The sequence below is a fragment of the Aliiglaciecola aliphaticivorans genome (assembly GCF_054782055.1).
Window position 1 is genome coordinate 131,310 of record NZ_BAAGTF010000002.1, and the last position, 23,010, is coordinate 154,319.

The 23,010-nt window shown below is 40.2% G+C and carries 22 protein-coding genes; 6 read left to right on the forward strand and 16 right to left on the reverse strand.

Features of this window, described 5'->3' with window-relative positions; genetic code table 11:
* Positions 1-159: 159 nt before the first annotated feature.
* The 6 genes from ACYVIL_RS00990 (at position 160) to ACYVIL_RS01015 (ending at position 7,366) form a co-directional block, all read left to right on the forward strand.
* Entirely contained in the window at positions 160-1,479 is a 1,320-nt protein-coding gene (locus tag ACYVIL_RS00990) for an anti-phage deoxyguanosine triphosphatase (protein WP_303471955.1), read from the forward strand.
* 94 nt (positions 1,480-1,573) lie between these two features.
* Positions 1,574-2,575, forward strand: coding sequence for a protein-methionine-sulfoxide reductase catalytic subunit MsrP (gene msrP / locus ACYVIL_RS00995; RefSeq protein WP_303471952.1), 1,002 nt, complete (start codon positions 1,574-1,576; stop codon positions 2,573-2,575).
* Positions 2,576-3,199: a protein-methionine-sulfoxide reductase heme-binding subunit MsrQ gene (gene msrQ, locus ACYVIL_RS01000; protein ID WP_460311255.1), complete on the forward strand. Its 624-nt coding sequence runs from the start codon at positions 2,576-2,578 to the stop codon at positions 3,197-3,199.
* Between the two features lie 62 nt (positions 3,200-3,261).
* Positions 3,262-3,642 carry a hypothetical protein gene (locus tag ACYVIL_RS01005; protein WP_303471946.1) on the forward strand — a complete coding sequence of 127 codons (381 nt, stop codon included), beginning with the start codon at positions 3,262-3,264 and terminating at the stop codon, positions 3,640-3,642.
* 279 nt (positions 3,643-3,921) lie between these two features.
* Entirely contained in the window at positions 3,922-4,392 is a 471-nt protein-coding gene (locus ACYVIL_RS01010; RefSeq protein ID WP_460311256.1) for a YchJ family protein, read from the forward strand.
* A 442-nt stretch (positions 4,393-4,834) separates the two neighbouring features.
* Positions 4,835-7,366, forward strand: coding sequence for a TonB-dependent receptor plug domain-containing protein (locus tag ACYVIL_RS01015; protein WP_460311257.1), 2,532 nt, complete (start codon positions 4,835-4,837; stop codon positions 7,364-7,366).
* A gap of 371 nt (positions 7,367-7,737) precedes the next feature.
* Here ACYVIL_RS01015 and ACYVIL_RS01020 read toward each other — a convergent pair whose 3' ends face one another.
* The 16 genes from ACYVIL_RS01020 to rpmF form a co-directional block, all read right to left on the reverse strand.
* Positions 7,738-9,621 (reverse strand): DUF885 domain-containing protein, encoded by a 1,884-nt coding sequence (locus tag ACYVIL_RS01020; protein ID WP_460311258.1) that lies wholly within the window; start codon positions 9,619-9,621, stop codon positions 7,738-7,740.
* A gap of 84 nt (positions 9,622-9,705) precedes the next feature.
* A complete protein-coding gene (locus ACYVIL_RS01025) occupies positions 9,706-11,160 on the reverse strand; it encodes an amidohydrolase (protein WP_303471934.1) in 1,455 nt (484 codons plus the stop codon).
* Between the two features lie 236 nt (positions 11,161-11,396).
* The gene (locus ACYVIL_RS01030) at positions 11,397-12,248 is read right to left on the reverse strand and encodes a 5'-nucleotidase, lipoprotein e(P4) family (protein ID WP_460311259.1); all 852 of its coding nucleotides are present in this window, start codon (positions 12,246-12,248) and stop codon (positions 11,397-11,399) included.
* 46 nt (positions 12,249-12,294) lie between these two features.
* Positions 12,295-13,080 carry a hypothetical protein gene (locus tag ACYVIL_RS01035; RefSeq protein ID WP_460311260.1) on the reverse strand — a complete coding sequence of 262 codons (786 nt, stop codon included), beginning with the start codon at positions 13,078-13,080 and terminating at the stop codon, positions 12,295-12,297.
* Between the two features lie 69 nt (positions 13,081-13,149).
* Entirely contained in the window at positions 13,150-13,923 is a 774-nt protein-coding gene (locus tag ACYVIL_RS01040; RefSeq protein WP_303471928.1) for a TatD family hydrolase, read from the reverse strand.
* Between the two features lie 14 nt (positions 13,924-13,937).
* The gene (holB, locus tag ACYVIL_RS01045; protein WP_303471925.1) at positions 13,938-14,834 is read right to left on the reverse strand and encodes a DNA polymerase III subunit delta'; all 897 of its coding nucleotides are present in this window, start codon (positions 14,832-14,834) and stop codon (positions 13,938-13,940) included.
* Entirely contained in the window at positions 14,819-15,457 is a 639-nt protein-coding gene (gene tmk / locus ACYVIL_RS01050; protein ID WP_460311262.1) for a dTMP kinase, read from the reverse strand. Before tmk ends, holB begins: the two co-directional genes overlap by 16 nt.
* 4 nt (positions 15,458-15,461) lie before the next feature.
* Positions 15,462-16,475: an endolytic transglycosylase MltG gene (gene mltG / locus ACYVIL_RS01055; protein ID WP_303471919.1), complete on the reverse strand. Its 1,014-nt coding sequence runs from the start codon at positions 16,473-16,475 to the stop codon at positions 15,462-15,464.
* A complete protein-coding gene (gene pabC, locus ACYVIL_RS01060; protein WP_460311263.1) occupies positions 16,468-17,301 on the reverse strand; it encodes an aminodeoxychorismate lyase in 834 nt (277 codons plus the stop codon). Before pabC ends, mltG begins: the two co-directional genes overlap by 8 nt.
* An 86-nt stretch (positions 17,302-17,387) precedes the next feature.
* A complete protein-coding gene (gene fabF / locus ACYVIL_RS01065; protein WP_303471915.1) occupies positions 17,388-18,626 on the reverse strand; it encodes a beta-ketoacyl-ACP synthase II in 1,239 nt (412 codons plus the stop codon).
* 77 nt (positions 18,627-18,703) lie between these two features.
* Entirely contained in the window at positions 18,704-18,943 is a 240-nt protein-coding gene (acpP, locus tag ACYVIL_RS01070) for an acyl carrier protein (protein ID WP_008844663.1), read from the reverse strand.
* A gap of 178 nt (positions 18,944-19,121) precedes the next feature.
* Positions 19,122-19,862: a 3-oxoacyl-ACP reductase FabG gene (gene fabG, locus ACYVIL_RS01075; RefSeq protein WP_303471913.1), complete on the reverse strand. Its 741-nt coding sequence runs from the start codon at positions 19,860-19,862 to the stop codon at positions 19,122-19,124.
* A 12-nt stretch (positions 19,863-19,874) separates the two neighbouring features.
* Positions 19,875-20,804, reverse strand: coding sequence for an ACP S-malonyltransferase (gene fabD / locus ACYVIL_RS01080; protein ID WP_460311264.1), 930 nt, complete (start codon positions 20,802-20,804; stop codon positions 19,875-19,877).
* A gap of 35 nt (positions 20,805-20,839) precedes the next feature.
* On the reverse strand, positions 20,840-21,799 hold the full coding sequence (locus ACYVIL_RS01085; RefSeq protein ID WP_460311265.1) for a beta-ketoacyl-ACP synthase III: 960 nt from the start codon (positions 21,797-21,799) through the stop codon (positions 20,840-20,842).
* A 3-nt stretch (positions 21,800-21,802) separates the two neighbouring features.
* Positions 21,803-22,834, reverse strand: coding sequence for a phosphate acyltransferase PlsX (gene plsX, locus ACYVIL_RS01090; RefSeq protein WP_303471909.1), 1,032 nt, complete (start codon positions 22,832-22,834; stop codon positions 21,803-21,805).
* Between the two features lie 2 nt (positions 22,835-22,836).
* On the reverse strand, positions 22,837-23,007 hold the full coding sequence (gene rpmF / locus ACYVIL_RS01095) for a 50S ribosomal protein L32 (protein ID WP_216046542.1): 171 nt from the start codon (positions 23,005-23,007) through the stop codon (positions 22,837-22,839).
* Positions 23,008-23,010 lie beyond the last annotated feature (3 nt).

Sequence of the window (23,010 nt, forward strand, 5' to 3'; positions counted from 1 at the left end):
ATACGTTAAATAGGTTAATTTAATCTTGTAACTTGCGAATAAAAAATCGAAGAGTTGCGGTTGAAAATGTGCAGTTTGGATCGATAAAAATGATGAGTTTTAATCTCATAATTAGAAACTCGGTGTATCAAAACGGATTAAATTAGTAGGATATTGTAGATGTGGGCCCAAAGAAGAGAATCAAATCAATCTATTCGTACAGGGGATCACCGAAATCCTTATCAACGTGATAAAGCAAGAATTTTGCACTCAGCTGCGTTTAGAAGACTACAGGCCAAAACCCAAGTGTTAGGCGTAGGAATGAGCGATTTTTATCGCACGCGCTTAACCCACTCTTTGGAAGCATCACAAATTGGCCATGGTATTACCTCACAACTTCGCAATAAATATCCAGAACTTACTCAGCAACTTGAGGTAAATGAACAGCTAATCGAGGCACTTTGTTTAGCCCATGACATTGGCCATCCGCCGTTTGGTCACGGTGGCGAAGTGGCGCTGCATTATAAAATGTATCAACATGGTGGTTTTGAAGGCAACGGTCAAACCTTCAGAATTGTTGGCAAATTAGAACCCTACACATTAGAGCATGGCATGAACCTGAGCCGCCGCACCATGTTAGGTTTAGTGAAGTACCCCAATTTTATCGATGAGTTGACTAATCATACAATCGAAACCGAACAAGTACCTCATCGCCAAGTTAAAGCTGATCTATGGCATCCTCCTAAAGGCTTATACACGTGCGATTCAGCAATGTTTAATTGGCTGTTAGAGCCCTTATCCGATAACGATAAGCTAAAATTTGTTGAGTTTAATCAGTTTGACGACAAACACAGTAAAACACGATTCAAAACCTTTGATTGTTCCATCATGGAATTAGCCGATGATATTGCTTACGGTATTCACGATCTTGAAGACGCCATCGTCATGGGCATTATTCATCGGGAACAATTCCAACGAGAGGTAACAGCCAAAATTAAAGATCTAAACGATTTTGCTTTATCAAAGAATATTGAGTCAATCACCAGCAAACTGTTCAGCGAATTTCATCATGAAAGAAAGGATGCAATTGGTGCATTAGTTAATGCCTTTATCACCTCCATTGAGATTATTGAAAAAACTGAACACTTCGATGAACCCTTATTACGTTTCGATGCGGCCTTCCCACCTTCTTGTCACAACGCGTTAGGGTTGTTTAAGACGTTTGTATTTAACCGCGTAATCCGTAAACCAGACATTCAGTTGATAGAATACAAAGGTCAACAAATTGTTATGGAATTATTTGAAGCGATTCAGTCTGATCCTGCACGTCTACTGCCAGAAAATACACGGGAGAGATGGCGAGCAGCTGAGTTAGAAAACAATGGTAATCGTGTTATAGCTGATTACATTTCCGGTATGACAGATGGCTTTGCATCAAAACTTTATAGCAGCCTATTTTTGCCTAAATCAGGCAGTATTAACGACCAATTTAGTGGTTAAGTAAGTGACATGAATTAAAAATATTGCAACTTTTTATCCAAATCATCTTTCTATACGTACAAGTGCAGCGTATTTTGAATTTATTGGATAGCTAATGTTAATAAAAATCCCTAAAAAGAGTGATGAATCTGAAAGCCAGGTAACACCCCAGGCAGTTTACCAACAGCGCAGAAGTATGTTGAAAGCTATGGGATTTTTGGGTACCAGTGCCCTGCTTGCTAGCCAGCCTGTACGCGCATTAAGTTGGTTCTCTGATGATCAAGAGATGTTCAAAACAACCCCTTTGTCATTTACTAAAACCACTGAGTTTAGTACTTCAGAAACACTGACACCATTGGACAAGGTTTCCTCTCACAATAATTTTTATGAGTTCGGAACGGCTAAATCAGATCCCAAAGAAAATGCCCAACAATTTAAAGTTGACCCTTGGACATTAACCATAGATGGTTTAGTCGAAAAACCCATCACCTTAGACTATGACGCTTTAACGACGTTATTTCCACTGGAAGAGCGGATCTATCGTCTTAGATGTGTTGAAGCTTGGTCGATGGTTATTCCTTGGATTGGTTTTTCTTTAGCTAATTTAATTAAACGAGCCAATCCCCTCAGCTCGGCTAAATATGTTGCTTTTGAAACCTTAGAAGATCCTAAGCAAATGCCCGGTCAACGAAATCCCTTTATCGGTGGTGGGATTGATTACCCCTATGTAGAAGGCTTGCGTTTGGATGAAGCACTACATCCATTAACGTTAATGTCGGTTGGTTTATATGGCGAAACCTTACCACCGCAAAATGGTGCACCAATCAGACTGGTAGTGCCTTGGAAATATGGGTTTAAAAGTATCAAATCCATCGTTCGAATTAAGTTAACTGACAAACAACCGCCGACGACATGGCAAAAGTTAGCTGCGAATGAGTACGGCTTTTACGCCAATGTTAATCCTGCAGTTGCGCATCCGCGTTGGAGCCAAGCCAGTGAAAGACGTATTACTAGCGGCGGTCTATTTAATCAATCGCGCATTCCTACTTTGCCATTCAATGGCTATGATGAGGTAAGCGAACTGTACAAGGGCATGGATTTAAGGCGCTATTTTTAAATGAAGTTGAGATTAACCAATAAACACATTTTTGGACTAAAAGTGTTTATTCATCTAACTGCTTTGCTGCCGTTAATATGGGTATTTTACCAAGGAGCGATTGACCAACTTGGCGGTGATCCTGTAAAAGAAATTCTGCACTTTACCGGTATAAGCGCATTTAATTTACTTTTAATTTCACTTCTTGTTGCTCCTTTAGCAAAACGTTTCAAGATAGCCCCGCTAATGAGAGTACGCAGGCTGCTCGGCCTTTACGCTTTTGTATACGCAATGGCGCATTTTCTGAGTTATATATTTTTTGAACTACAACTAGCTTGGCAGCTAATAATTTCTGAAATTATTAAACGGCCTTACATCACAGTGGGGTTTTCTGCCTTTGTGATTTTGATGATCCTTGCACTAACATCCACATCATGGGCGCAGCGTAAATTAGGTAGAACCTGGCAATCGTTGCATAACCTTGTGTATCTTGCTGCAATTTTAGTCGCCCTCCACTACATTTGGTCGGTAAAGTCTGACGTCCTTCAGCCGCTGATTTATTGGGCTATACTACTAATTTTATTGAGTTTTAGAAGACAAAAGATACAACAATTGATTAAAAAACGTAAAAAAACACTTGCATGAATGGACATACAGTACTACTGTATGTATAACCACTGTATAAATAAACACTGTAGAGGCTATTCATGGCACAGGTAGATTTAAATCAGCAAGCATATTTACCCATTAACGATCAATTGCATTATCAAAACTACAAGGCGCATTATGGCCTAAATCAATTATCTGATGATAAATGGATGTATTTAATTTCTGACCGTGTGAGCTTTTCCGGTAAATATGAAAGAGCTATAAAATTGAATAAACCGTCTCACGATATTTTGTTTAATTGGCTAGAAAAAATAATTCTTGGTGGCCAATGTTCAGCGTTATTCGTTGAAGATTTACCCATTGATGATATCCGAACGACAAGAATCAAAGGCCTTTGTGAACAAAACTTGATAACCTTAATTAATTTAACCTTAGATAGCTCTTTACCTGACAACTTGGTTATCGGGCCTTGGCACTAGTCTGATAGTATTAACCTTAGTGTTAAATTATATGTTTGAGGTTTAAATCGTATTTGAGTTTAAAGCTGATGCGGTTAGATTCGAAAACACGGGAAAGCGGTTAAATTTAAAAAGCGAAGAAATAATTATTCATCTTAGTCGTAAATATTTGAAACCATTCTATTAAATTGCGATTTAATACTACTCAGTATCATAGGTATGCTTTGTTTTAGGCTATTGTTTGTTATTCAATTCTAGATTAGATTTAAGGCTGATCATTACCATAGAGTTATTTAAACTATGCAGCATAATAGCCGGTACTGCCCTTGTAACAGTAATAAGTTGTTTGCAGACTGTTGTGAACCATTTCTTTCAAGAAGTGACTTTCCCCAAACAGCCGAACAGTTGATGCGTTCTCGATTTAGCGCATATGTGAAAAATAACTACCAATACATATTGGATACTTACGCGACTAAATCTCGCCAAAACCTTTCCGTGAATGAACTGCAACAAGCTGATAAAGGAACTCAATGGTTATCTTTGGAGGTTGTTAGTTGTGCAAATCAAAACAGCGTTGAATTTAAAGCTTATTCTCAAGTAGACAATACATTCTATTTACTCCATGAAGTATCTCATTTTCAAATTGAAAGTGAAAAATGGGTTTATATTGACGGGAAAATAATAAAAGACACAGGTCCTTTCACGCTGAGTCGAAATGATCAGTGCTTGTGTGGTAGCGGCAAAAAATACAAAAAATGCTGTTTAAGTTAATGATATAAAAATAAATTAGTTTTTTACGAATATTTTCACTCGTTTACTAATATTACTGTGCTTAATACTCCCCCCTTATCTGACAGGCCTTGAGGGTTAAATTACTGACCATATTAATAGTTTATCGTGCTTTCAGAAGTTTTAATCTAACGGATAATCTACCCTTTTTTCCTTATTAACTCCGCCCTTAGTATTCTTTATTATATATTATCTCATTGATTTTATTGTTTTTAATTGTTTTTTAGCTGGAATTTGAAAGAATTAACGATGAAATCTTGCTGTTTTTGATTTATCTAGCCAATGAGTTTGCAGAAAAGCGTTAACAGTCTAAGATCATATGCAACCACTGCCACAATAATAATAAGTTGAATCTTACAAATCCAAGAAAAACATCAACATACAGTGCAGGGTTATTTTACTTTAACATCAGGACACAAAATACATGAATAAAAAACCTATATTTAAAGCCAAAGATCATTGCTTAAAAGTCGCTTTGATGATGAGTGCTTCAGCCGCAATTTTTACTTCCTTACCCGTACTTTCACAACAATCAACTGATGCAGACAATGAATCGGTGGAAAAGATCAGTGTTATCGGCTCTCGCCGTTTAGGAAGAACCGTAGAAGACAGCCCTGTTCCTATTGATATCATTGGGAGCGATGCCTTAAATACTACAGGTCAAACTGAAACAAATATGATTTTGGGTAGTTTGTTACCGAGTTTTAACTTCCCTCAACCTTCATTAACCGATGGGACAGATCACGTTCGTCCAGCCCAACTAAGAGGTCTTGCACCTGATCACACTTTGGTTTTGGTTAATGGGAAACGTCGTCACTCTAATGCGCTACTTAACTTAAATGGTTCAACAGGCCGCGGTTCTTCTGCCGTTGACTTAAATGCAATCCCTGCAAACGCGATTGAACGTATTGAAGTTTTACGAGACGGTGCTGCCGCTCAATATGGTTCTGATGCTATTGCGGGTGTCATTAATATTGTATTAAAAAGTGCTAGCAGTGGTGGTTCAGCCTCTGTGACATATGGTGCCAATGTTACTACTATGGATGGCGTACCTGAGTTACAAGATGTGGGTATTGGTGAAGATGGCAACCTAACCTTTACAGAAGGTGGCGATCGTGAATTAACCGATGGTCAAACTGCCACATTAAGAGGCAACATTGGTTTAGAACTTGGTGATGATGGTTTCATCAATATCTCTGCTGAGTTCCGAGATCGAAGTGCAAGTAACCGTTCAGATTATGACACACGAGAAAACTACGCTCGCTTGGAGGATGGTTCTCTAGATCCCCGCGAACTGACTTGGGATCGTTATAATCATAACTTTGGAAACGGTGATGTTGAAGATATGGCAGTGTTTGTCAATGCTGGTCTAACTTTAACTTCTGAAGCCGAGTTATATGCATTTGGCTCTTACAGTACCCGCGAAGGTGAAGGTGGTGGTTTTTATCGTAGAGCACAAGACAGTCGTAATATAGAAGAAATATACCCCGATGGCTTTTTACCCATTATCACGTCTGACATCAATGATTATTCATTAGCTACTGGTATAAAAGGTGATTTGAAGGAATGGAACTATGATGTATCTGCGGTTTACGGCGAAGATGAGTTTAAATTTGGGGTGATAAACAGTTTAAACACTTCTCTTGGTCCAACGAGTCAAACGGAATTTGACGCTGGAACTTTAATCTATGATCAGTTCACCCTGAACTTAGATTTCAGCCGTGAAATTGACGTTGACGGTTTAGCAAGTGGCGTTAATGTTGCTGTTGGTGCGGAATACCGTCACGAAGGATATGAAATTAAAGCGGGCGAAGAAGCATCTTATATACAGGGTGAATTTGATGGTGCAGCGGGTTCACAAGTATTTCCAGGGTTTACCCCTGAATCAGCCGGTGACAACAGTCGTCATAACATTAGTTTATATGTGGATTTAGAAGCTTATGTTACCGATGATTTGAACCTGACCGTGGCTGCGCGTTATGAGGACTACTCTGATTTTGGTTCTACGGTAAATGGTAAATTAGCAACTCGCTACACCCTAACTGAAGACATTGCTCTTCGTGCTTCTGTGTCAACAGGGTTTAGAGCTCCGTCGTTACAACAACAATATTTCACTTCAATTGCTACTGTCTTTGTGGATGGCGAACCAACCGAAACCGGTACTTTCTCACCTAGCAGTGATGTAGCAATAGCACTGGGTTCGCCTGGTTTAGATGCTGAAGAGTCTGTTAACTATGGAGCTGGTATTACATGGTCACCTGATTCAAACATTAGCGTATCTGTTGATTATTATAAAATTAAGATTGATGATCGTATCGTCTTATCTAACAACTTATCAGGCGCGGAAATTGAAGCATTATTAGCAGGCACGGGAGCTAATCGCGCACGTTTCTTCTTAAACGCCATTGATAGTGAGACTTCAGGTGTTGATGTTGTAGTTTCCTATAACACTGATATACAAAATTGGGGAGATATCGCCTTTAATGCAGGCTTTAACTACAATAAGAATGAAGTTACCGACATTATAGATCCCCCCGCAGTATTAGCAGGTGCAGGTTTTGATCAAGATAACTTGTTTTCAGACGTTGAGTTAAGGCGCTTTGAAGTAGGGTCACCGAAAACTAAATTGAATTTAAGTGCAGTGTGGAATATGGATGAATGGCATGCAACCTTGCGTACCACTCGCTATGGCGAAACCCAAGAACCATCAAGCGATCCTGCGACTAATGAAGTATTACCGGAAAAATGGGTGACAGACTTAGATGTTAGTTACGATGTTTCAGAAAACTTAACCCTAACATTAGGGGCGAACAACTTGTTTGATGTCTACCCTGATACGACGCGCACATTGGTTGAAGAAGTAGGTACATTCTCAAGATTGTTCCCGTATTCAGGTTTTTCACCATTTGGGTTTACAGGCCGTTTCGTTTACGGAAAGGTGTCAGTTACGTTCTAATGTGTTAAATCATTCACTTGTTTTAACCAGCAAGAAGAGAATTTAATATTAGAATACAAGTGGATACAGTCAGTACTGTATCCACTTTTTTATGGAATTGAATCACTATAATATCAAAAACATTGCCACTTTAATTCACCACTCAAATCATCAAGTCATTATGTAAGCAATGTAATCCTCGCGCATATCGTCAAACCTTAAACTTATTTTCTAAACAGAAGATTGCCTATGAAGGTATTCTGTATTGTCGCTTTCGGTAGGAGTTTGAGTAAGGGTGTTGATTTAAAATGACACTGGTCATTTCAAGCAAACTGAAATGACCAATGTCTTCGTTGTAGAGCCACGAAATTGTAATTGTTTGATTCGCAAATCTAAATTTTTGAATCTATCCATGCATGTATATTATCAGTCAGAACAGTTAAATTAACTGAACCATGGATGAGTATTTGATCGTTAAATTCTGGCAAAGAAAACTTATCACCCAACTTTTCTTTAGCCAATTTACGTAACTCAAGAATACGAATTTGACCCAATTTGTAAGAGGTTGCTTGCCCTGGCATCACAGCATAACGTTCTAATTCTCTGGTTAAAGATGCGACACTTTGCCCCGTATTTTTATGCATCCAATCAATAGCGTATTCTCTACTCCACTTTTTGTAATGAATTCCCGTGTCTACCACAAGTCTCGCTGATCGAAAAAGATCTGATTGTAAACGACCAATATCACCTAAGGGGTCGTCTTCGTATAAGCCCAATTCTTTAGCAAGTAATTCTGCATAGAGCGCCCACCCTTCACCGTATGCGCTAAACCACAACATATTCCGAATCATAGGCATATCTTCAATTTCTTGAGCGATACTCACTTGTAAGTGGTGACCTGGACTCGCTTCATGATAAACCAGTGTCGGCAACGAAAGGATTGGCCAGTCAGCGGTATCCTTTAAGTTGATCCAAAAAATGCCTGGACGAGAGCCGTCAAGGTTCGGTGAGGTATAATACCCACCGGGAGAACTGTCTTGCTCATAAATTGATATACGACGCACTTCAACTTCGGCTTTTGGAATCGCGTTTAGAATATTAGGCAGTAATAATTCTACCTCTCTCATTTGTAAGTTGAGATCGTTCAATAACTTATCGCGACCTTCATCGGTATTTTCATATAAATTGGCCGGATCTTCTGACAAAGCAATGACTCTATCGATGACTTCCCCTTGTGAATAACCGATAGACTTTAACAATATATCGATTTCAGCCTTAATCCGAGCAACTTCGTCAAGGCCTAATTGATGAATTTGTTCGGCGGTCATATCTCCAGCGCCAAAATTTTGTAACGCCAATTCATATAGTTTGTCACCATTGGGCAATGCCCAAATACCGGGTTCACTTTGTGCTGAAGCTAAAGTGGCAGTAAGTGCTTTTTGAAGTTTTGCATAACCTGGGTAGACTTTTTCCAACGTTATTTTTTGAGCCCGTTCAATATAGTCTGCCCGTTCTGCATCACTAATCTCTGCGACTGATTTTAACCGGTTGTCTAACACCACTACTAGTGGATTTTCAGCCGGCATGGCACTTGTCATGCCAGAGATAACATTTAACGCCCCTTCAATGGCAAATTTAGGTGGAATGACACCGTGTTTGGCATCTAAGGTCACAACATCAGCCATATCTGTATACGCTTTTTCTAATAAACTCAGGCGTGACAGATAATCTTCTACATCGGCTTTATTGTTGAGGGGGTGTTCAGTTTGCAGGGCTCTTGGTAAGTCAATGTGTATTCCCGTTAACTGAGTGATTGAATAAGGGCTATAAATGGAAAGTGGATTAAAACCACCAAATAAATAAGGTTCATATTGTTTTGTCATTCCAATAGCATTAACTAAAACATCATAAGTGGTTGCCGCTGTACCAGTTAATAATGAACGGTCAATTTTTAATAAATCAGCTTCCATCGAATCACGTAATGCTTTTGACTTGGCGATACTTTCAACGGAATAGTCTTCAAGCTTGTTGTTAAATCTTCCCCCGAAATATTCTTCCGAAACCCCTAAGGTTGTCGCCATTGTTGGTGTACGCTGCAACAACGCTTTGGTTTGTTGGTCCATCAATGCTAAAAACGCAGCGGTTTCATTCTGCTTGGTTTGTTGTTCAAGTACTAATTTAACTTCTTGCTTACTCTCTGGCGTTTGAGGATTACTAAAACAAGCCACTAAATTAAGTGTCATTGCTGTTGTGATGCATATTTTGAATAATTTCATATTTCTTCCATTGCTTTGGGTTCACTTTTGAGAGCTATTTATTTTCTCAATTCTAATTATTTAGATTAATCCAGAGATGAGCACTTACTTTTTTCTATAATCGAGAGCTGGAGCCCGATCACCAATCATCGACTTATATTTCAACGCGTCTTTTCTTTCAAGGTATTCTTTTTTCGCCGCTTCGATATTTTCAGGCTCAGAATACAGACTGATAGCCGTTTGGGTTAAAACATCACTGGCTAAATACATGCCTTTGTATCCTATACCTGTTCCACTCATAGAGGAAGCTTGCCACGTATGGGGTGGTGTTCCTCTTACCCATGTTGCGCTAGAGATCCCGACTGTAGGAACTTGCCAACTAACATCGCCTACATCGGTAGAGGCAGACCAGGTAGCAATATTTTCGCTAAATGGAAGGGAGTCACTGTGCTCTTTCAAATCAAACGAGTGGTTCAAAGTCTTACTTATATTCTTGGCAAAGTTTTGTTCTTCCTCTGACAACATGATGGGTTGTGCATGTAAAATGGCTTGATTCGCTAATTTCGATAATACGACATTAGGCAATACGCTCCACACTCCTCCCGTAACCTCGACTTCCACTCTAGTCTGTGTACCTAAAGCAGCTCCGTCTGCGGCATTGATCAGCCTATCCCATAAAGATAAAACCAGTGCGGGTTTTACTGACCGCACGTAATAATAAACTTCGGCAAATTCAGGTACTATATTAGGCGCAGTGCCACCATGGGTGATCACATAATGAATACGCGTACCATCAGGAACGTGTTCACGCATCATGTTAACCATCATATTCATAGCTTCTACCGCATCCAGCGCGGAACGTCCTTTATCTGGAGCTGCTGCAGCATGAGCGGCAACACCATAAAATCGAAATTTACCACTTTTATTCGCCAAAGAAGTATAGGGCGCGGCGGACGTACTATCTGATGGATGCCAATGTAAGGCTACATCGACATCATCAAAAAGACCTTCCCTGACCATGTAAACTTTCCCTGAACCGCCCTCCTCTGCTGGCGTACCAAACACCTTTAGCTTGCCTTGGTTTGGATGTTCATCTAAATAGTCTGCAAGGGCTAAAGCTGAACCTACCACTCCTCCTGCAAATAAATTATGGCCACAAGCATGACCAGCATGAACATTTCCATTACTGGATATGGGTTGTTTATCTGGCGTATTTTGCACTCCCATACCCGGCAATGCGTCCATTTCAGCAAGTAAACCAATGACTGGACCAGTTTCTCCATATTCTGCAACAAAGGCAGTAGGCATTCCTGCAACTCCGACGTTTACGGTAAACCCACGTTCCCTCAGGACTTTTTGCATTAAGGCACTGCTATTATGTTCAAGAAATCCCAACTCAGGGGTTTCCCACATCGTCTTAGCAATTTGTTTCATCACTAGCTGATGAGATTGGCTATATGACCTCGACTCATTTTGGTTTTGCACTTGGGCAAAATTCGAAAAGCTGGTGAGGGTACACAAAAAACTTGCAGCTAGTGTTTGCTTAAATTTTATTTTCATATATTTTTCTCGCGGTATGCTTATAGTTATTTAACGCAATTTGCTCTTTTAAGGCGAGCAGTACTGAGAACACAGCTTTTTCATTATTTAATCAATATTAGCTTAGTCTTATCGCATTAACTTCAATTACAATAATTTGCTCAAGGTAAGGAGGGAGCATTTTTTAGTTTACCTATGAAATTAAGTAAACTAAAAAAAATGCCTAAATAAAGAGTCTATTTAAATCTTAATCTGATTTAAAACCCTCTTAGAAATTTGCTTTTTGGAGTCTCCAAAACCTGTGACCAAGATCCATAGGTAGGATTGCCTAATATAAACCATTTCACTCCCCAATTATCTTGATATTCATCCACTAACTCTTTTCTAGCGGTTGCAGTAATACCTTTTTTCACGTTGGGTAAAAAGTCACCGAGATCATCGCCAACCAACATAATAATACGATAAGACTCTGCGATTAGTTCGCGTCTTGATTGTTTCTCTGAACTCCAGTTTGCTTTTTGCTTTTTAAGCAAAACATGCCCAGAGTCCACTCCTTGAACGCCTACGCTCTTAAGGTTATTCATAGTTTCTTGTTTTTGAGGACAACTATCTGCAGAGCTACTCCGTGGCTTGCATTCACGGTTTGTTATATAAATAATCTCCACACCCATTTGGCGTGCTCTATTGATAAATGCAACCGCTCCAGGGATCTCAGGCGCAGTTTGCTTCGCCACCCATTGATCCCATTTTTTTGGATCATAAGAATAATTGTTTAAAATCATATCGGCTTGAAATTGTGAATTATCCAGCACAGTTTCATCAACATCCAAAATAATCGCTGGAGGTAAGTGAGTATAATTGCTTTGTTGTTCGATAGCAGAAGTCCAGCTTTTGTCTTTTAATGCATTATCTAACTGAAGCTCGGCGGCTTTATACGTTTGTAATGCATTCGCCTTATATTCTGCGGACGTTTGCATCCATAAGGTGCTATTTACATTAATGAATTCACTTGTATCACGTGATGGTGAAGTTGATTCCTTATGAACCACTACACATCCACTAAGGCTTACAGCCAGCAAAACACTGCACAATCGAACTGAATATCCCATTTATAAAAACTCCTAACTCTCTTTTAATGTTAAATCGGTAGTGTCATCACATTGGCAATGAACAAGCCAAAATGCTTTGTTTTCCACCGATAGACTCTATAAGCTCACTGCCTATATCATGAATTTCATCTAATTCTAATGGCCATGGGTAGGTTTTAGATGAATACGGAAACAACAGATAAAGAATATCTCCTTTGGGTTTACCTGCGCCATTTCTAGGATTTACATTATTCCCTCCCAGGTTTTCCGCTAAAGCCATCGACATCTCACCTAAACTCGCCTTTGATGGCCCAATATCAGCCACCACAAAGGCACTGCTTTCACCGGACTTAAGGTTAAATGCCACACCTATATCGCCTAATTTTCCTGTGCCTTTTTGACTGTAAAATTTTCCTGGATAAACTAAATAGGGAATTTTTGTTGCATCCACATAACGCGACGCATCTAGCTCACCTTTGGTTTTATCAAACAACGACGTCTTAGATATGAAATAACCTTTATACTCCCCTTCCTTTTGAATATAAGGCTTAGTGCTGTCATTGGGATCTTCAAGCAAAACTGAATTCCACCAACTACTGTTTGGATAACCTGCATTTAAGTAGTTATCTAAACCCGTGTTATCGGGATGGTAGGCATTGGGTGCACCATCCGCATCAATAGCTTTATGCTCAGTTTGAAATAAGTAAGCCAATTTTGAGGGGTGACGCAGCAATTTTTCGTGTTTGTAATCTTTCCAAGGTTCAAATTGACATTCAACAGAGTGTACAAAGCAAGCAGGTAGTAATAATAGAAATGGTAGATAACCCAATAAAATTTTAGCCAAGCTTTTCATCTGAATCCCCTAAAAAAACAGAATGTAAACATACACTATAGCCGATATTGGTGATATCGCGTTTTCTGTTTAACTGCCTTGTATCCCATCAAACAAATCATAAAAATTCTGGGTTGTTGCTGCCGCAAGCGCTTCTACACTAATGCCTTTTAAATCAGCAATAAATTCCGCCACTTCAACTACGTAACCAGGTTGATTTTGTTTGCCACGGTATGGGATGGGAGCTAACCAAGGTGAATCGGTTTCAATTAATAACTTATCCAAAGGTAGTGCTTTCACCACCTCTTGCAATTCTTGAGCTGATTTAAAGGTAACGATACCTGAAATGGAAATATAAAAGCCCATTTCAATAGCCGCTTCAGCCATTTCTAACGACTCGGTAAAGCAGTGTAATACACCTTTAGTGTGTTGCGCTTTATGTTCCCGCAATAACGACAAGGTATCTTCTCTGGCATCACGAGTATGAATAATCAGCGGCTTACGTAATGCATTGGCAACTTTGATGTGATCAACAAAGGAAACTAGCTGCACATCTTTAGTGTCGCTACTGTAAAAATAATCTAATCCCGTTTCGCCAACAGCAACCACTTCAGGCCTAGATGCCATGGCGTATAAGTCGTCATAACTACAGGCATCTTCTTGGTGCAAAGGATGGACACCACAGGAAACCGATACATCATTAAATTCACTTACCTTAGCTAACATCTGCGGAAAGTCTTTCACTGATACGGCGACACACAAAAAGTGGTTTACGCCACGCTGTTTAGCAAAGTTAATAACCTCTTGCAGTTCAGCACTGGTTTTATCTAATTTGTCGAGATGACAATGTGAATCTACAAACAAAGATAACTCCTATTTTAATTGGTTTGTTGGCGCATTAAGCTACCAAAATCCGTTAACATATCCGACAATATTAACAAACGGTTCACCCCTGGGTTTTGCAATGCAATGGATGCTTTGATCAACTTATCCTCTAGCGCCCATAATGAATTATTAGCCAATCCAGTCATGGCCAGTTTAGATAATTCGTATTGAAGCCATAAAACCACTTGCTCAGCTTCTTTTTGCCATGTTTCAGCAAGGGTCAGGGAAGACACTTGAGCTTGTCTCAATTGGACAATGGAGTTGGCAAAATCTGTAAACGATATCCCGTCTTTAGTGGCAAGCTGTTCCTTGATTTTGAGGGGACATTGTCCATAAATACGAATGATATCCTCATTTACTCCTGGGATATTTTGCGATTCTAGCCATTGTTTACATAGCGTAAAACTAGGGGCGTATAAATTCACTTTTTCGCAACGACTAATAATTGTCGGTAATAATCGTTCAGGAAATGCGGAGACTAGAAATATAAAGGTATTTTCTGTGGGTTCTTCTAAGGTCTTTAATAGTGCATTGGCAGCTGACTCGGTCATGCTTTCAGCCTGCTCAATTATCAACACTTTATTACCGGAAAGATGAGCCTTACTGGATAACTTCTGTATCGCATCGCGAATAAGATCCACACCTAGTTGTTTTTCTGAAGCGACTTGATGCAAATCAGGATGTGACTGTGCGTCAAAAAGTAAACAGGATTGGCACTTGCCACAGGGCTTTTGAGTATCACTTTTACATAAAATGGACTTGGCTAATTGATAACTAAAATCGGTTTTGCCAATGCCCACTGGGCCCTTAATCAAAAGTGCATGATGCAAGCTGCTATTCTGTGCTCGCGCTCCGAGTTGTAAAAAAGACTCTTCTAACCAAGGGTACACGTATGATCCTTCAAATAACGGCTTAAAGCGGTTTTAATATCCATGTGTACTTTTTCAATTTGTTGCATGGTATTGATGGTCACTATGCTGTTGTCTTGTTCACATAATTGTAAATAACGTGCTCGGGTGCGCTCAAAAAAAGAAATATCTTCTAACTCTATTCTATCCAACTCCCCTCTGCCCCTCGCTCTTTTTAGTCCCTCTTTGGGATCAACGTCCATATACAAAGTAAAGTCAGGTTTGAAACCATTTAATGACAGTTGACTTAATGTGGACATCTTTTGCCTTGAAATCCCTCGACCACCGCCTTGATAGGCTTGTGAGGATAAATCATGACGATCGCCAATTACCCAGTGTCCTTGCGATAAGTTGGGTTTAATAACATTTTCCAGTAACTGGACACGCGCTGCATACATCAGGAGCAACTCCGCCTCTATAGTGACCTTTTCCTGCCATGGATGCTTTACACACTCTCTAATGGATTCCGCCATTGGCGTTCCACCAGGTTCACGGGTACAAATTACCGTCAAACCCGATTCCTCGAGTTGAGTTTTAATTGTGGCGATAGCGCTACTTTTACCTGCGCCTTCTAATCCTTCAATAACAATAAATTTACCAGACATGTAATTAGTTACTTTTACTTCTTTTTAGTTGATATTGCCGTACGGCTCGGTTGTGCTCTTGTAACGTTTCAGAGAAGTAATGGGTGCCATCTCCTTTGGAAACGAAATAGAATTCTTCTGTATATAATGGATGCATTACCGCATCAATACTTAATTTGCTAGGCATTGCTATGGGTGTTGGAGGTAATCCTTTGATGACATATGTATTGTATGGAGTAGCTTGCCTCAGATCTTTACGCCGGATATTACCATCAAATGCTTCACCCATCCCATAAATTACAGTAGGGTCTGTCTGCAAACGCATTCCTCGATTCAGCCGATTGACAAACACAGCAGCTATTCGTGGACGCTCAATGGGCACACCTGTCTCTTTTTCTACGATAGAGGCCATAATCAACGCCTCGTAGGGGCTACTATATGGCAATTCAGATTGTCTAGAGTGCCAAGCTTCTGTTAGATAACTCTTGAGGGCCACATGGGCTGTTTTCACAATATCTTCGACTTTGGTTCCACTGGTAAAATGATAGGTATCGGCTAACAACCAACCTTCCAAAGATTGACCTGGCAATTCAGGATCTAACATTTGCAACCATTGCTCGTGGGTTTTTGCAGACTTAATTAAATTCGGGTGATTGTTTAATTGTACAATCCAATCTTGCCAGCGTAAGCCTTCAATTAAACTAATTTGATAGGTTTTTTCTAACCCTCTAGCCAGTTTATCGAACATGTTCCGAGCACTCATGCCCAAACTTAACTCGTAGGTACCCGCTTTTATTTGGCTGAGCTCAGGTTCGAGTTTTAACGCTGCTTTTATTAATACCGGGTGTTTGATAATTGAACGTTCATATAGCTTATTGATCACAGAATGGGCGTACTGTCCTTTTTCAACCACTAACGTTTGGCTGCCTACTATGTTCAGGGGACTGTTAAAGGCTGTATTAATCTGATAGACCAAAACAATCATTACCGCAAAACATAACACTATGGTCGCTAATAAAAGCTTTAACCACCTACTCATTTAACACTACCTCGAATTGCTTTGCACTGAACCAATCAGGAAATACATTTTCAGTGCTATTCAATGACATTTGTTGGCCGTTGACATCGAATGATTTCACATTTATGACTTTCATTAAGCTATTGCAGACAAATGCTTCGTCGCTATCAAGTAAAGACGAAATTTTAAACTCTGCGACCACTAAAGGCACCTTATGACGCTCGAACACTTCAACAATATAGTTACGCATAACCCCGCTAACGCCACTATTATCGAGGTTGGGGGTGAACCACTGATTTCCTTTTCGCCAAAACAGATTAGCCGCACTACATTCTATGATGTTCGAGTCAGTATCACATACAATAACGTCATCGACATCCATGTTTTGCATTTCATGCTTAATTAGAACTTGTTCCAATCGATTTAAATGTTTTATTCCAGCTAACAAAGGTTGTTTAGCCAGTTGTATACTACTAAGACCTAACGTCAGTCCTGTACGGGTCAAACTTGCGTACTGCTGAGGTATTTCAGACAGGCTGATATAACAATGGGGGGTGTTTACACCTGCAGTACCATAACCTCTGCCCCCAAAACCTCGTGAGACAACGACTTTAATGACATGCTTTTCATGTTTAAGGGCAATTTCCTGTAGCCTTTCCCGTAACTCTTGCCATTGTTCAAAATCAATTTTTAATCGATGGCATCCAGCCTTTAGTCTGCCTATGTGCGCCGTTAATAGTTCTATTTTTTGGTGATTAACACACATAGTAGTAAAACAACCGTCTCCGTAGGAGCTGATCCTATCATTACTTAATAAACGGTCATTTGAGGAAAGTTCGATAATCATTTTTTACCAACAAAAAAGCCCAGATAGAACTGGGCTTCATCTTAAACGATTGAATGTGCTAAGCAATAATTCAATTTAAATTGTGTCTAGATTCTTTTAAATAACAAAGAACCATTAGTACCACCAAATCCAAAGGAATTACAAAGTGCGTATTCCATGCTGACTTTTCGAGCAGAATTGGCAACAAAGTCTAAATCGCACCCTTCACCTGGATTATCCAGATTAATAGTCGGTGGTGCTACTTGATCTCGCAGCGCTAATAACGTGAAAATGCCTTCAACTGAACCTGCAGCACCAAGCAAATGACCTGTCATCGATTTAGTCGAACTCACCAACACTTTTTCAGCCGCAGCACCAAATATACGTTTAACCGCTGCCACTTCCGCCTTGTCTCCGGCGGGAGTAGAAGTGCCATGAGCATTGATATAGCCAATCTCACTTGCTGGCAGATCAGCATCATTAAGTGCATTTTCCATGGCCGCGGCAGCGCCTTCACCATCAGGAGGGGGTGAGGTCATATGATATGCATCACCACTCATACCAAAACCCACTAATTCGGCGTAAATCGTTGCCCCTCTGGCTACTGCCTGCTCATATTCTTCGAGCATCACAACCCCAGCACCCTCGCCCATTACAAATCCGTCTCGGTCTTTATCCCAAGGACGGCTTGCCTTAGTTGGGTCTTCGTTGCGTGTCGACAAAGCTCTTGCTGCTGCAAATCCACCTACTCCCAGCGGCGAAATGGAAGATTCAGCACCGCCAGCTAACATGGCATCAGCGTCACCATACGCTATAGTGCGAGCAGCAATACCAATATTATGAACGCCAGTTGTACAAGCAGTAACAATATTTAAGTTAGGGCCTTTCAAACCTTCAAAAATAGATAAAAAGCCTGAAATCATATTAGTAATAGTGGCAGGAACAAAAAATGGTGTGAGTTTTCTTGGACCACCGGCTAACATTTTTTTGTGGTTTTCTTCAATAAGTCCTAAACCACCAATGCCAGAACCAATAGCCACGCCTACTCGTTTCGCATTTTCAGCTGTAATTTCTAATTTTGAGTCGGCAAGTGCTTGTTTTCCCGCGGCTATTCCTAATTGAATAAAACGGTCCATCTTTTTAGTTTCTTTTTTGGGGATGTAACGTTCCACATCAAAATCTTGAATTTCCCCGGCAAAACGAGTACTGAAAGCAGATGCATCAAAGGATGTAATAGGACCTATTCCACTTTTACCTTGTAAAATGCCTTCCCAAGTTGAATTGGTGTCACCACCTAAGGGGGTCAGCATGCCAAGACCCGTTACTACTACGCGACGTTTAGACACATAGGCCTCCGCATAAAGTTTATTATTTTATGTATAAAGAAGAAAACGGCTCAGATAGAGCCGTTTATAGGAGTATCTTACGCGTCTTTATTTGCGTTAACGTAGTCTATTGCAGACTGAACTGTAGTAATTTTTTCAGCTTCTTCATCTGGAATTTCAGTATCAAATTCTTCTTCCAAAGCCATTACTAATTCAACAGTATCTAGTGAATCTGCTCCCAAATCATCAACAAATGACGCTTCAGCTTTTACTTCTTCTTCTTTAACGCCCAATTGCTCGACGATGATTTTTTTAACGCGTTCTTCGATGTTACTCATGATTCTAGTTTTCCCTATAAGTAGCTAGAGTTTAAATTTCCGGTAGTTTATTCAGCTAGCCACTGTCTTGCAAGTAAGACAATTAACTTTTCATCTGGTCAAACCACCGAATCAAATTAGTCTAATAAACAATATATTAACGATCAACCTTAAAAGGTATGACTGTTAAATACGTTTATCATCCCATATACATACCGCCGTTTACATGGATAGTTTCACCCGTAATGTAAGCAGCATTATCACTTACTAAGAAGCTAACAGCCGCGGCAATCTCTTTTGGTAAGCCTAACCTGTTAGCTGGAATATCTTTGAAAATGGCTTCTTTTTGCTCGTCAGTCAATGACTTTGTCATATCTGTATCAATAAAACCAGGCGCAACCACATTTACGGTGATGCCTCTTGATGCAACTTCACGGGCTGTAGATTTACTAAAACCTATCACCCCAGCTTTGGCTGCCGCATAATTGGCTTGTCCTGGGTTACCTGTTGTGCCAACCACCGAGCCTATATTAACAATTCTACCACTACGTTTTTTCATCATGCCACGTAAAACGGCTTTAGTCAGTTTAAAAATTGGTGTTAAATTAGTATTTAGAATATCTTCCCATTCTTGATCTTTCATTCGCATCAGCAAATTATCGCGAGTGACACCTGCATTATTAACTAAAATATCAATTTCGCCATGATTTTCTTTAATTTTAGTCAATACTTCATCAAGTGAGCTCTGATCAGTGACATTTAAGGTTAAACCTTGACCGCCGAATTTAGAAAGATAATCTGTTATAGACTCAGCGCCTTTATCAGAAGTGGCCGTTCCAATGACGACAGCCCCTTGTTCCGCTAATGACTCAGCGATAGCTCTTCCAATACCTCGACTAGCGCCAGTTACCAGAGCAACTTTTCCATTTAAATCGTTCATTATAATACCTTATTACAGTAATTTTTGGACTGATTCCACTGTGTTTAAAGAGTCTGTTTCAATTGTTTTATTGATCCGTTTAATAAGACCGACAAGTACTTTACCCGGCCCTACTTCGTACATTTTTTCAACGTTCTGGCTAGCAAGATATTCAATTGTTTCAGTCCATCTAACTGGACAATAAAGCTGTCGCACCAACGCATCTTTAATACTATCTGCATCTTTAGCAGACTTAACATCAACGTTATTTACAACAGTAACACTGGGTTCAGCAAAAGTAATAGATTCTATTAAAGCTGATAACTTTTCGGCTGCGGGCTTCATTAATGCACAGTGAGAAGGCACACTCACGGGTAACGGCAGTGCGCGTTTTGCCCCCCCTTCTTTACACAACTCTGCTGCTACTTTAGCTGCTTCGGTGGTTCCTGCAATCACAACTTGCCCTGGAGAATTAAAATTAACCGCTGAGACAACTTCACTTGTTTGTTGCTGCGCTTTTTCACAAGCAGCTAAAATCAGGTCATCTGCCAAGCCAATAATTGCATACATTGCCCCCTCACCTGCAGGCACAGCTTGTTGCATAAATTGGCCTCTTGCTTCAACCAATTTTACCGCCTCTTTTAAGCTGATAACCTCTGCACAAACTAAAGCAGAATACTCACCGAGACTATGACCAGCCATATAATCTGGTTTGTCACAACCTAAGTCTAAAAGTAATCGATAAATCGCCACACTTGCGGTTAATAGCGCTGGTTGAGTGATGTGAGTTTGATTGAGTTGCTGATTTTCATCATTTTGCACTAAATCCCACAAATCATAGCCCAACGCTTCTGAGGCTTCGCTAAATGTCTTCTGAATTTGTGGATAATTCGCAGCCAGATCGGCTAACATTCCAACTGTTTGAGATCCCTGACCGGGAAACACAAAAGCTTGTTTAGTCATAAATCATACCTTGGGTAACTGTAAACAAAAAGAAATTAGTATTTAATGAGGGCTGCTGCCCAAGCAAATCCGCCGCCGAATGCTTCTAACAACAAGTTTTGGCCACGTTGAATACGCCCATCTCTTATTGCTTTATCGAATGCTGTGGGCACTGTTGCAGCCGATGTATTACCATAATCTTCTAAGGTTAGAACTACTTGGTCCAAAGACATTTCTAACTTTTTGGCGGTTGCTTTGATAATGCGAAAGTTTGCTTGATGAGGAACCAACCAATCTAAATCTGATTTTTGCATGTTATTTGCTTTTAAAGTCAGCTCTACAACTTCACTGAGTTTAGTCACTGCCACTTTAAAGACTTCGTTTCCTTTCATGCTGCCCCAGTTTTCATGTACCGATTGCTCATTACCATGCTCAACATGACCAATTTGTAACAAGTCTCCGTAGGATCCAGCAGCATTTATATGAGTCGACAAAATACCAGGCTCTTCACTTGCTTCAAGAAGCGTTGCACCGGCAGCATCACCAAATAGAATAACCATTGAGCGATCTTCAGGATTGATCATTTTAGATAAACAATCTGTGCCAATAACTAAAATTCGCTTCACCATGCCGGTTTTTATATATTGATCTGCCACACTTAATGCATAGCAATAACCAGCACAAGCGGCGGCAACATCAAACGCGGGTATACCGTCAATTCCTAACGCTTTTTGAATTTCACAGGCCGTGCTGGGCAGCGCGTATCGGCCACTTGTAGTAGCACATACAATCATATCAATAGACTTTTTATCTATACCGGCTGCTTCAATGGCTTTTAGAGACGCTTCGTATCCCATAGTGGCAGCAGTTTCATCTGCGCCAATAATTCTTCTTTCTTTAATTCCCGTTCGATCTGTTATCCATTCATCAGTCGTATCAACCATTTGTTCTAGATCTGCGTTGCTACGGACTTCTGCAGGGTAATAACTTCCAGTACCTATTATTTTTGAGTACATATTTTAAGAGCGCTCCATTAAAACGGATTCAATTTTATCTTTTATTTTTTTCGGAACTTGTCGTTGTACTTCTTGTTCCGCTTCCCTAATTGCAAATAAGAAAGCATCTGAAGAAGCATTACCATGGCTCTTGACCACAATTCCGCGCAATCCTATCAGACTCGCGCCATTATACTGGTCGGGGTTCACCCTTCGATAAATCTTTCTTAACAATGGCAACGCTATTTTCGCCAATAATTTCGTCAACCAATTTTCGTTTGAAACCCGCTTTGCCTCTTCTAAAACTAATGTGGCAAGACCTTCACAGGCTTTTAGGGCAATATTACCCACAAATCCATCAGCAACCACCACATCAGCGCAATTAGTAAAGATGTCATTACCTTCAACGAAACCAGTATAGTTTATTCCTTTAGCTTGCTGTAATAGTTGCGCGGTAAATTTGACTTGGTCATTGCCTTTGATTTGTTCCTCTCCGACGTTGAGTAACGCCACTCGTGGATGAGTCACCCCTGCCACCTCTTCAGCTAAAACCGAACCCATTACCGCATATTGAAACAAGGTTTCTGAATCACAATTCACGTTTGCCCCTAAATCTAACAGAAACAGTTTGTGATGATCATCGGTAGGTAATGCAGATACGAGGGCGGGACGGTCAATACCCGGTAACGTTTTTAGGACATGATAAGCTATCGCCAACAGCGCTCCGGTGTTTCCTGCACTCACGCACGCATCAGCATCACCACACTCTACACGCTCTAAAGCACGACGCATGGAAGAATCTTTTTTATTGCGCAGGGCAGAACTCGGCCTTTCATCCATGGCAACATGTTCTGAACAATGCTGGATCTCTACGCGCTCTTGAATGGATAAGGGTTGTCTACTGACTACCTTTGAAATGATTTGTTCATCACCGCAAAGTATAAAATATAGGTGTGGGATTTCGTGCAGAGCTTTTATCGCTGCAGGAAGAGTTACATGGGGGCCGTTGTCGCCCCCCATAATATCTAACGCAATGGTTAGACGGCTAAAAGTCATTGCTAGTCAGCGATAACTTTTTTGCCTTTGTAGTAACCGTCAACAGTCACGTGATGACGAAGATGCGTCTCACCTGAAGTTGAATCTACAGACAAAGTCGCTCCAGTCAAAGAATCGTGTGCACGACGCATACCACGCTTTGAACGAGTTTTCTTGTTCTTTTGTACAGCCATTAC

Bases quoted from the DNA above. Each gene is read 5' to 3' on its own strand.
- ACYVIL_RS00990 (WP_303471955.1), top strand. From the start codon at position 160: ATGTGGGCCCAAAGAAGAGAATCAAATCAATCTATTCGTACAGGGGAT.
- msrP (WP_303471952.1), top strand. From the start codon at position 1,574: ATGTTAATAAAAATCCCTAAAAAGAGTGATGAATCTGAAAGCCAGGTA.
- msrQ (WP_460311255.1), top strand. From the start codon at position 2,576: ATGAAGTTGAGATTAACCAATAAACACATTTTTGGACTAAAAGTGTTT.
- ACYVIL_RS01005 (WP_303471946.1), top strand. From the start codon at position 3,262: ATGGCACAGGTAGATTTAAATCAGCAAGCATATTTACCCATTAACGAT.
- ACYVIL_RS01010 (WP_460311256.1), top strand. From the start codon at position 3,922: ATGCAGCATAATAGCCGGTACTGCCCTTGTAACAGTAATAAGTTGTTT.
- ACYVIL_RS01015 (WP_460311257.1), top strand. From the start codon at position 4,835: ATGAATAAAAAACCTATATTTAAAGCCAAAGATCATTGCTTAAAAGTC.
- ACYVIL_RS01020 (WP_460311258.1), bottom strand. From the start codon at position 9,621: ATGAAATTATTCAAAATATGCATCACAACAGCAATGACACTTAATTTA.
- ACYVIL_RS01025 (WP_303471934.1), bottom strand. From the start codon at position 11,160: ATGAAAATAAAATTTAAGCAAACACTAGCTGCAAGTTTTTTGTGTACC.
- ACYVIL_RS01030 (WP_460311259.1), bottom strand. From the start codon at position 12,248: ATGGGATATTCAGTTCGATTGTGCAGTGTTTTGCTGGCTGTAAGCCTT.
- ACYVIL_RS01035 (WP_460311260.1), bottom strand. From the start codon at position 13,080: ATGAAAAGCTTGGCTAAAATTTTATTGGGTTATCTACCATTTCTATTA.
- tmk (WP_460311262.1), bottom strand. From the start codon at position 15,457: ATGTCTGGTAAATTTATTGTTATTGAAGGATTAGAAGGCGCAGGTAAA.
- mltG (WP_303471919.1), bottom strand. From the start codon at position 16,475: ATGAGTAGGTGGTTAAAGCTTTTATTAGCGACCATAGTGTTATGTTTT.
- pabC (WP_460311263.1), bottom strand. From the start codon at position 17,301: ATGATTATCGAACTTTCCTCAAATGACCGTTTATTAAGTAATGATAGG.
- acpP (WP_008844663.1), bottom strand. From the start codon at position 18,943: ATGAGTAACATCGAAGAACGCGTTAAAAAAATCATCGTCGAGCAATTG.
- fabG (WP_303471913.1), bottom strand. From the start codon at position 19,862: ATGAACGATTTAAATGGAAAAGTTGCTCTGGTAACTGGCGCTAGTCGA.
- fabD (WP_460311264.1), bottom strand. From the start codon at position 20,804: ATGACTAAACAAGCTTTTGTGTTTCCCGGTCAGGGATCTCAAACAGTT.
- ACYVIL_RS01085 (WP_460311265.1), bottom strand. From the start codon at position 21,799: ATGTACTCAAAAATAATAGGTACTGGAAGTTATTACCCTGCAGAAGTC.
- plsX (WP_303471909.1), bottom strand. From the start codon at position 22,834: ATGACTTTTAGCCGTCTAACCATTGCGTTAGATATTATGGGGGGCGAC.
- rpmF (WP_216046542.1), bottom strand. From the start codon at position 23,007: ATGGCTGTACAAAAGAACAAGAAAACTCGTTCAAAGCGTGGTATGCGT.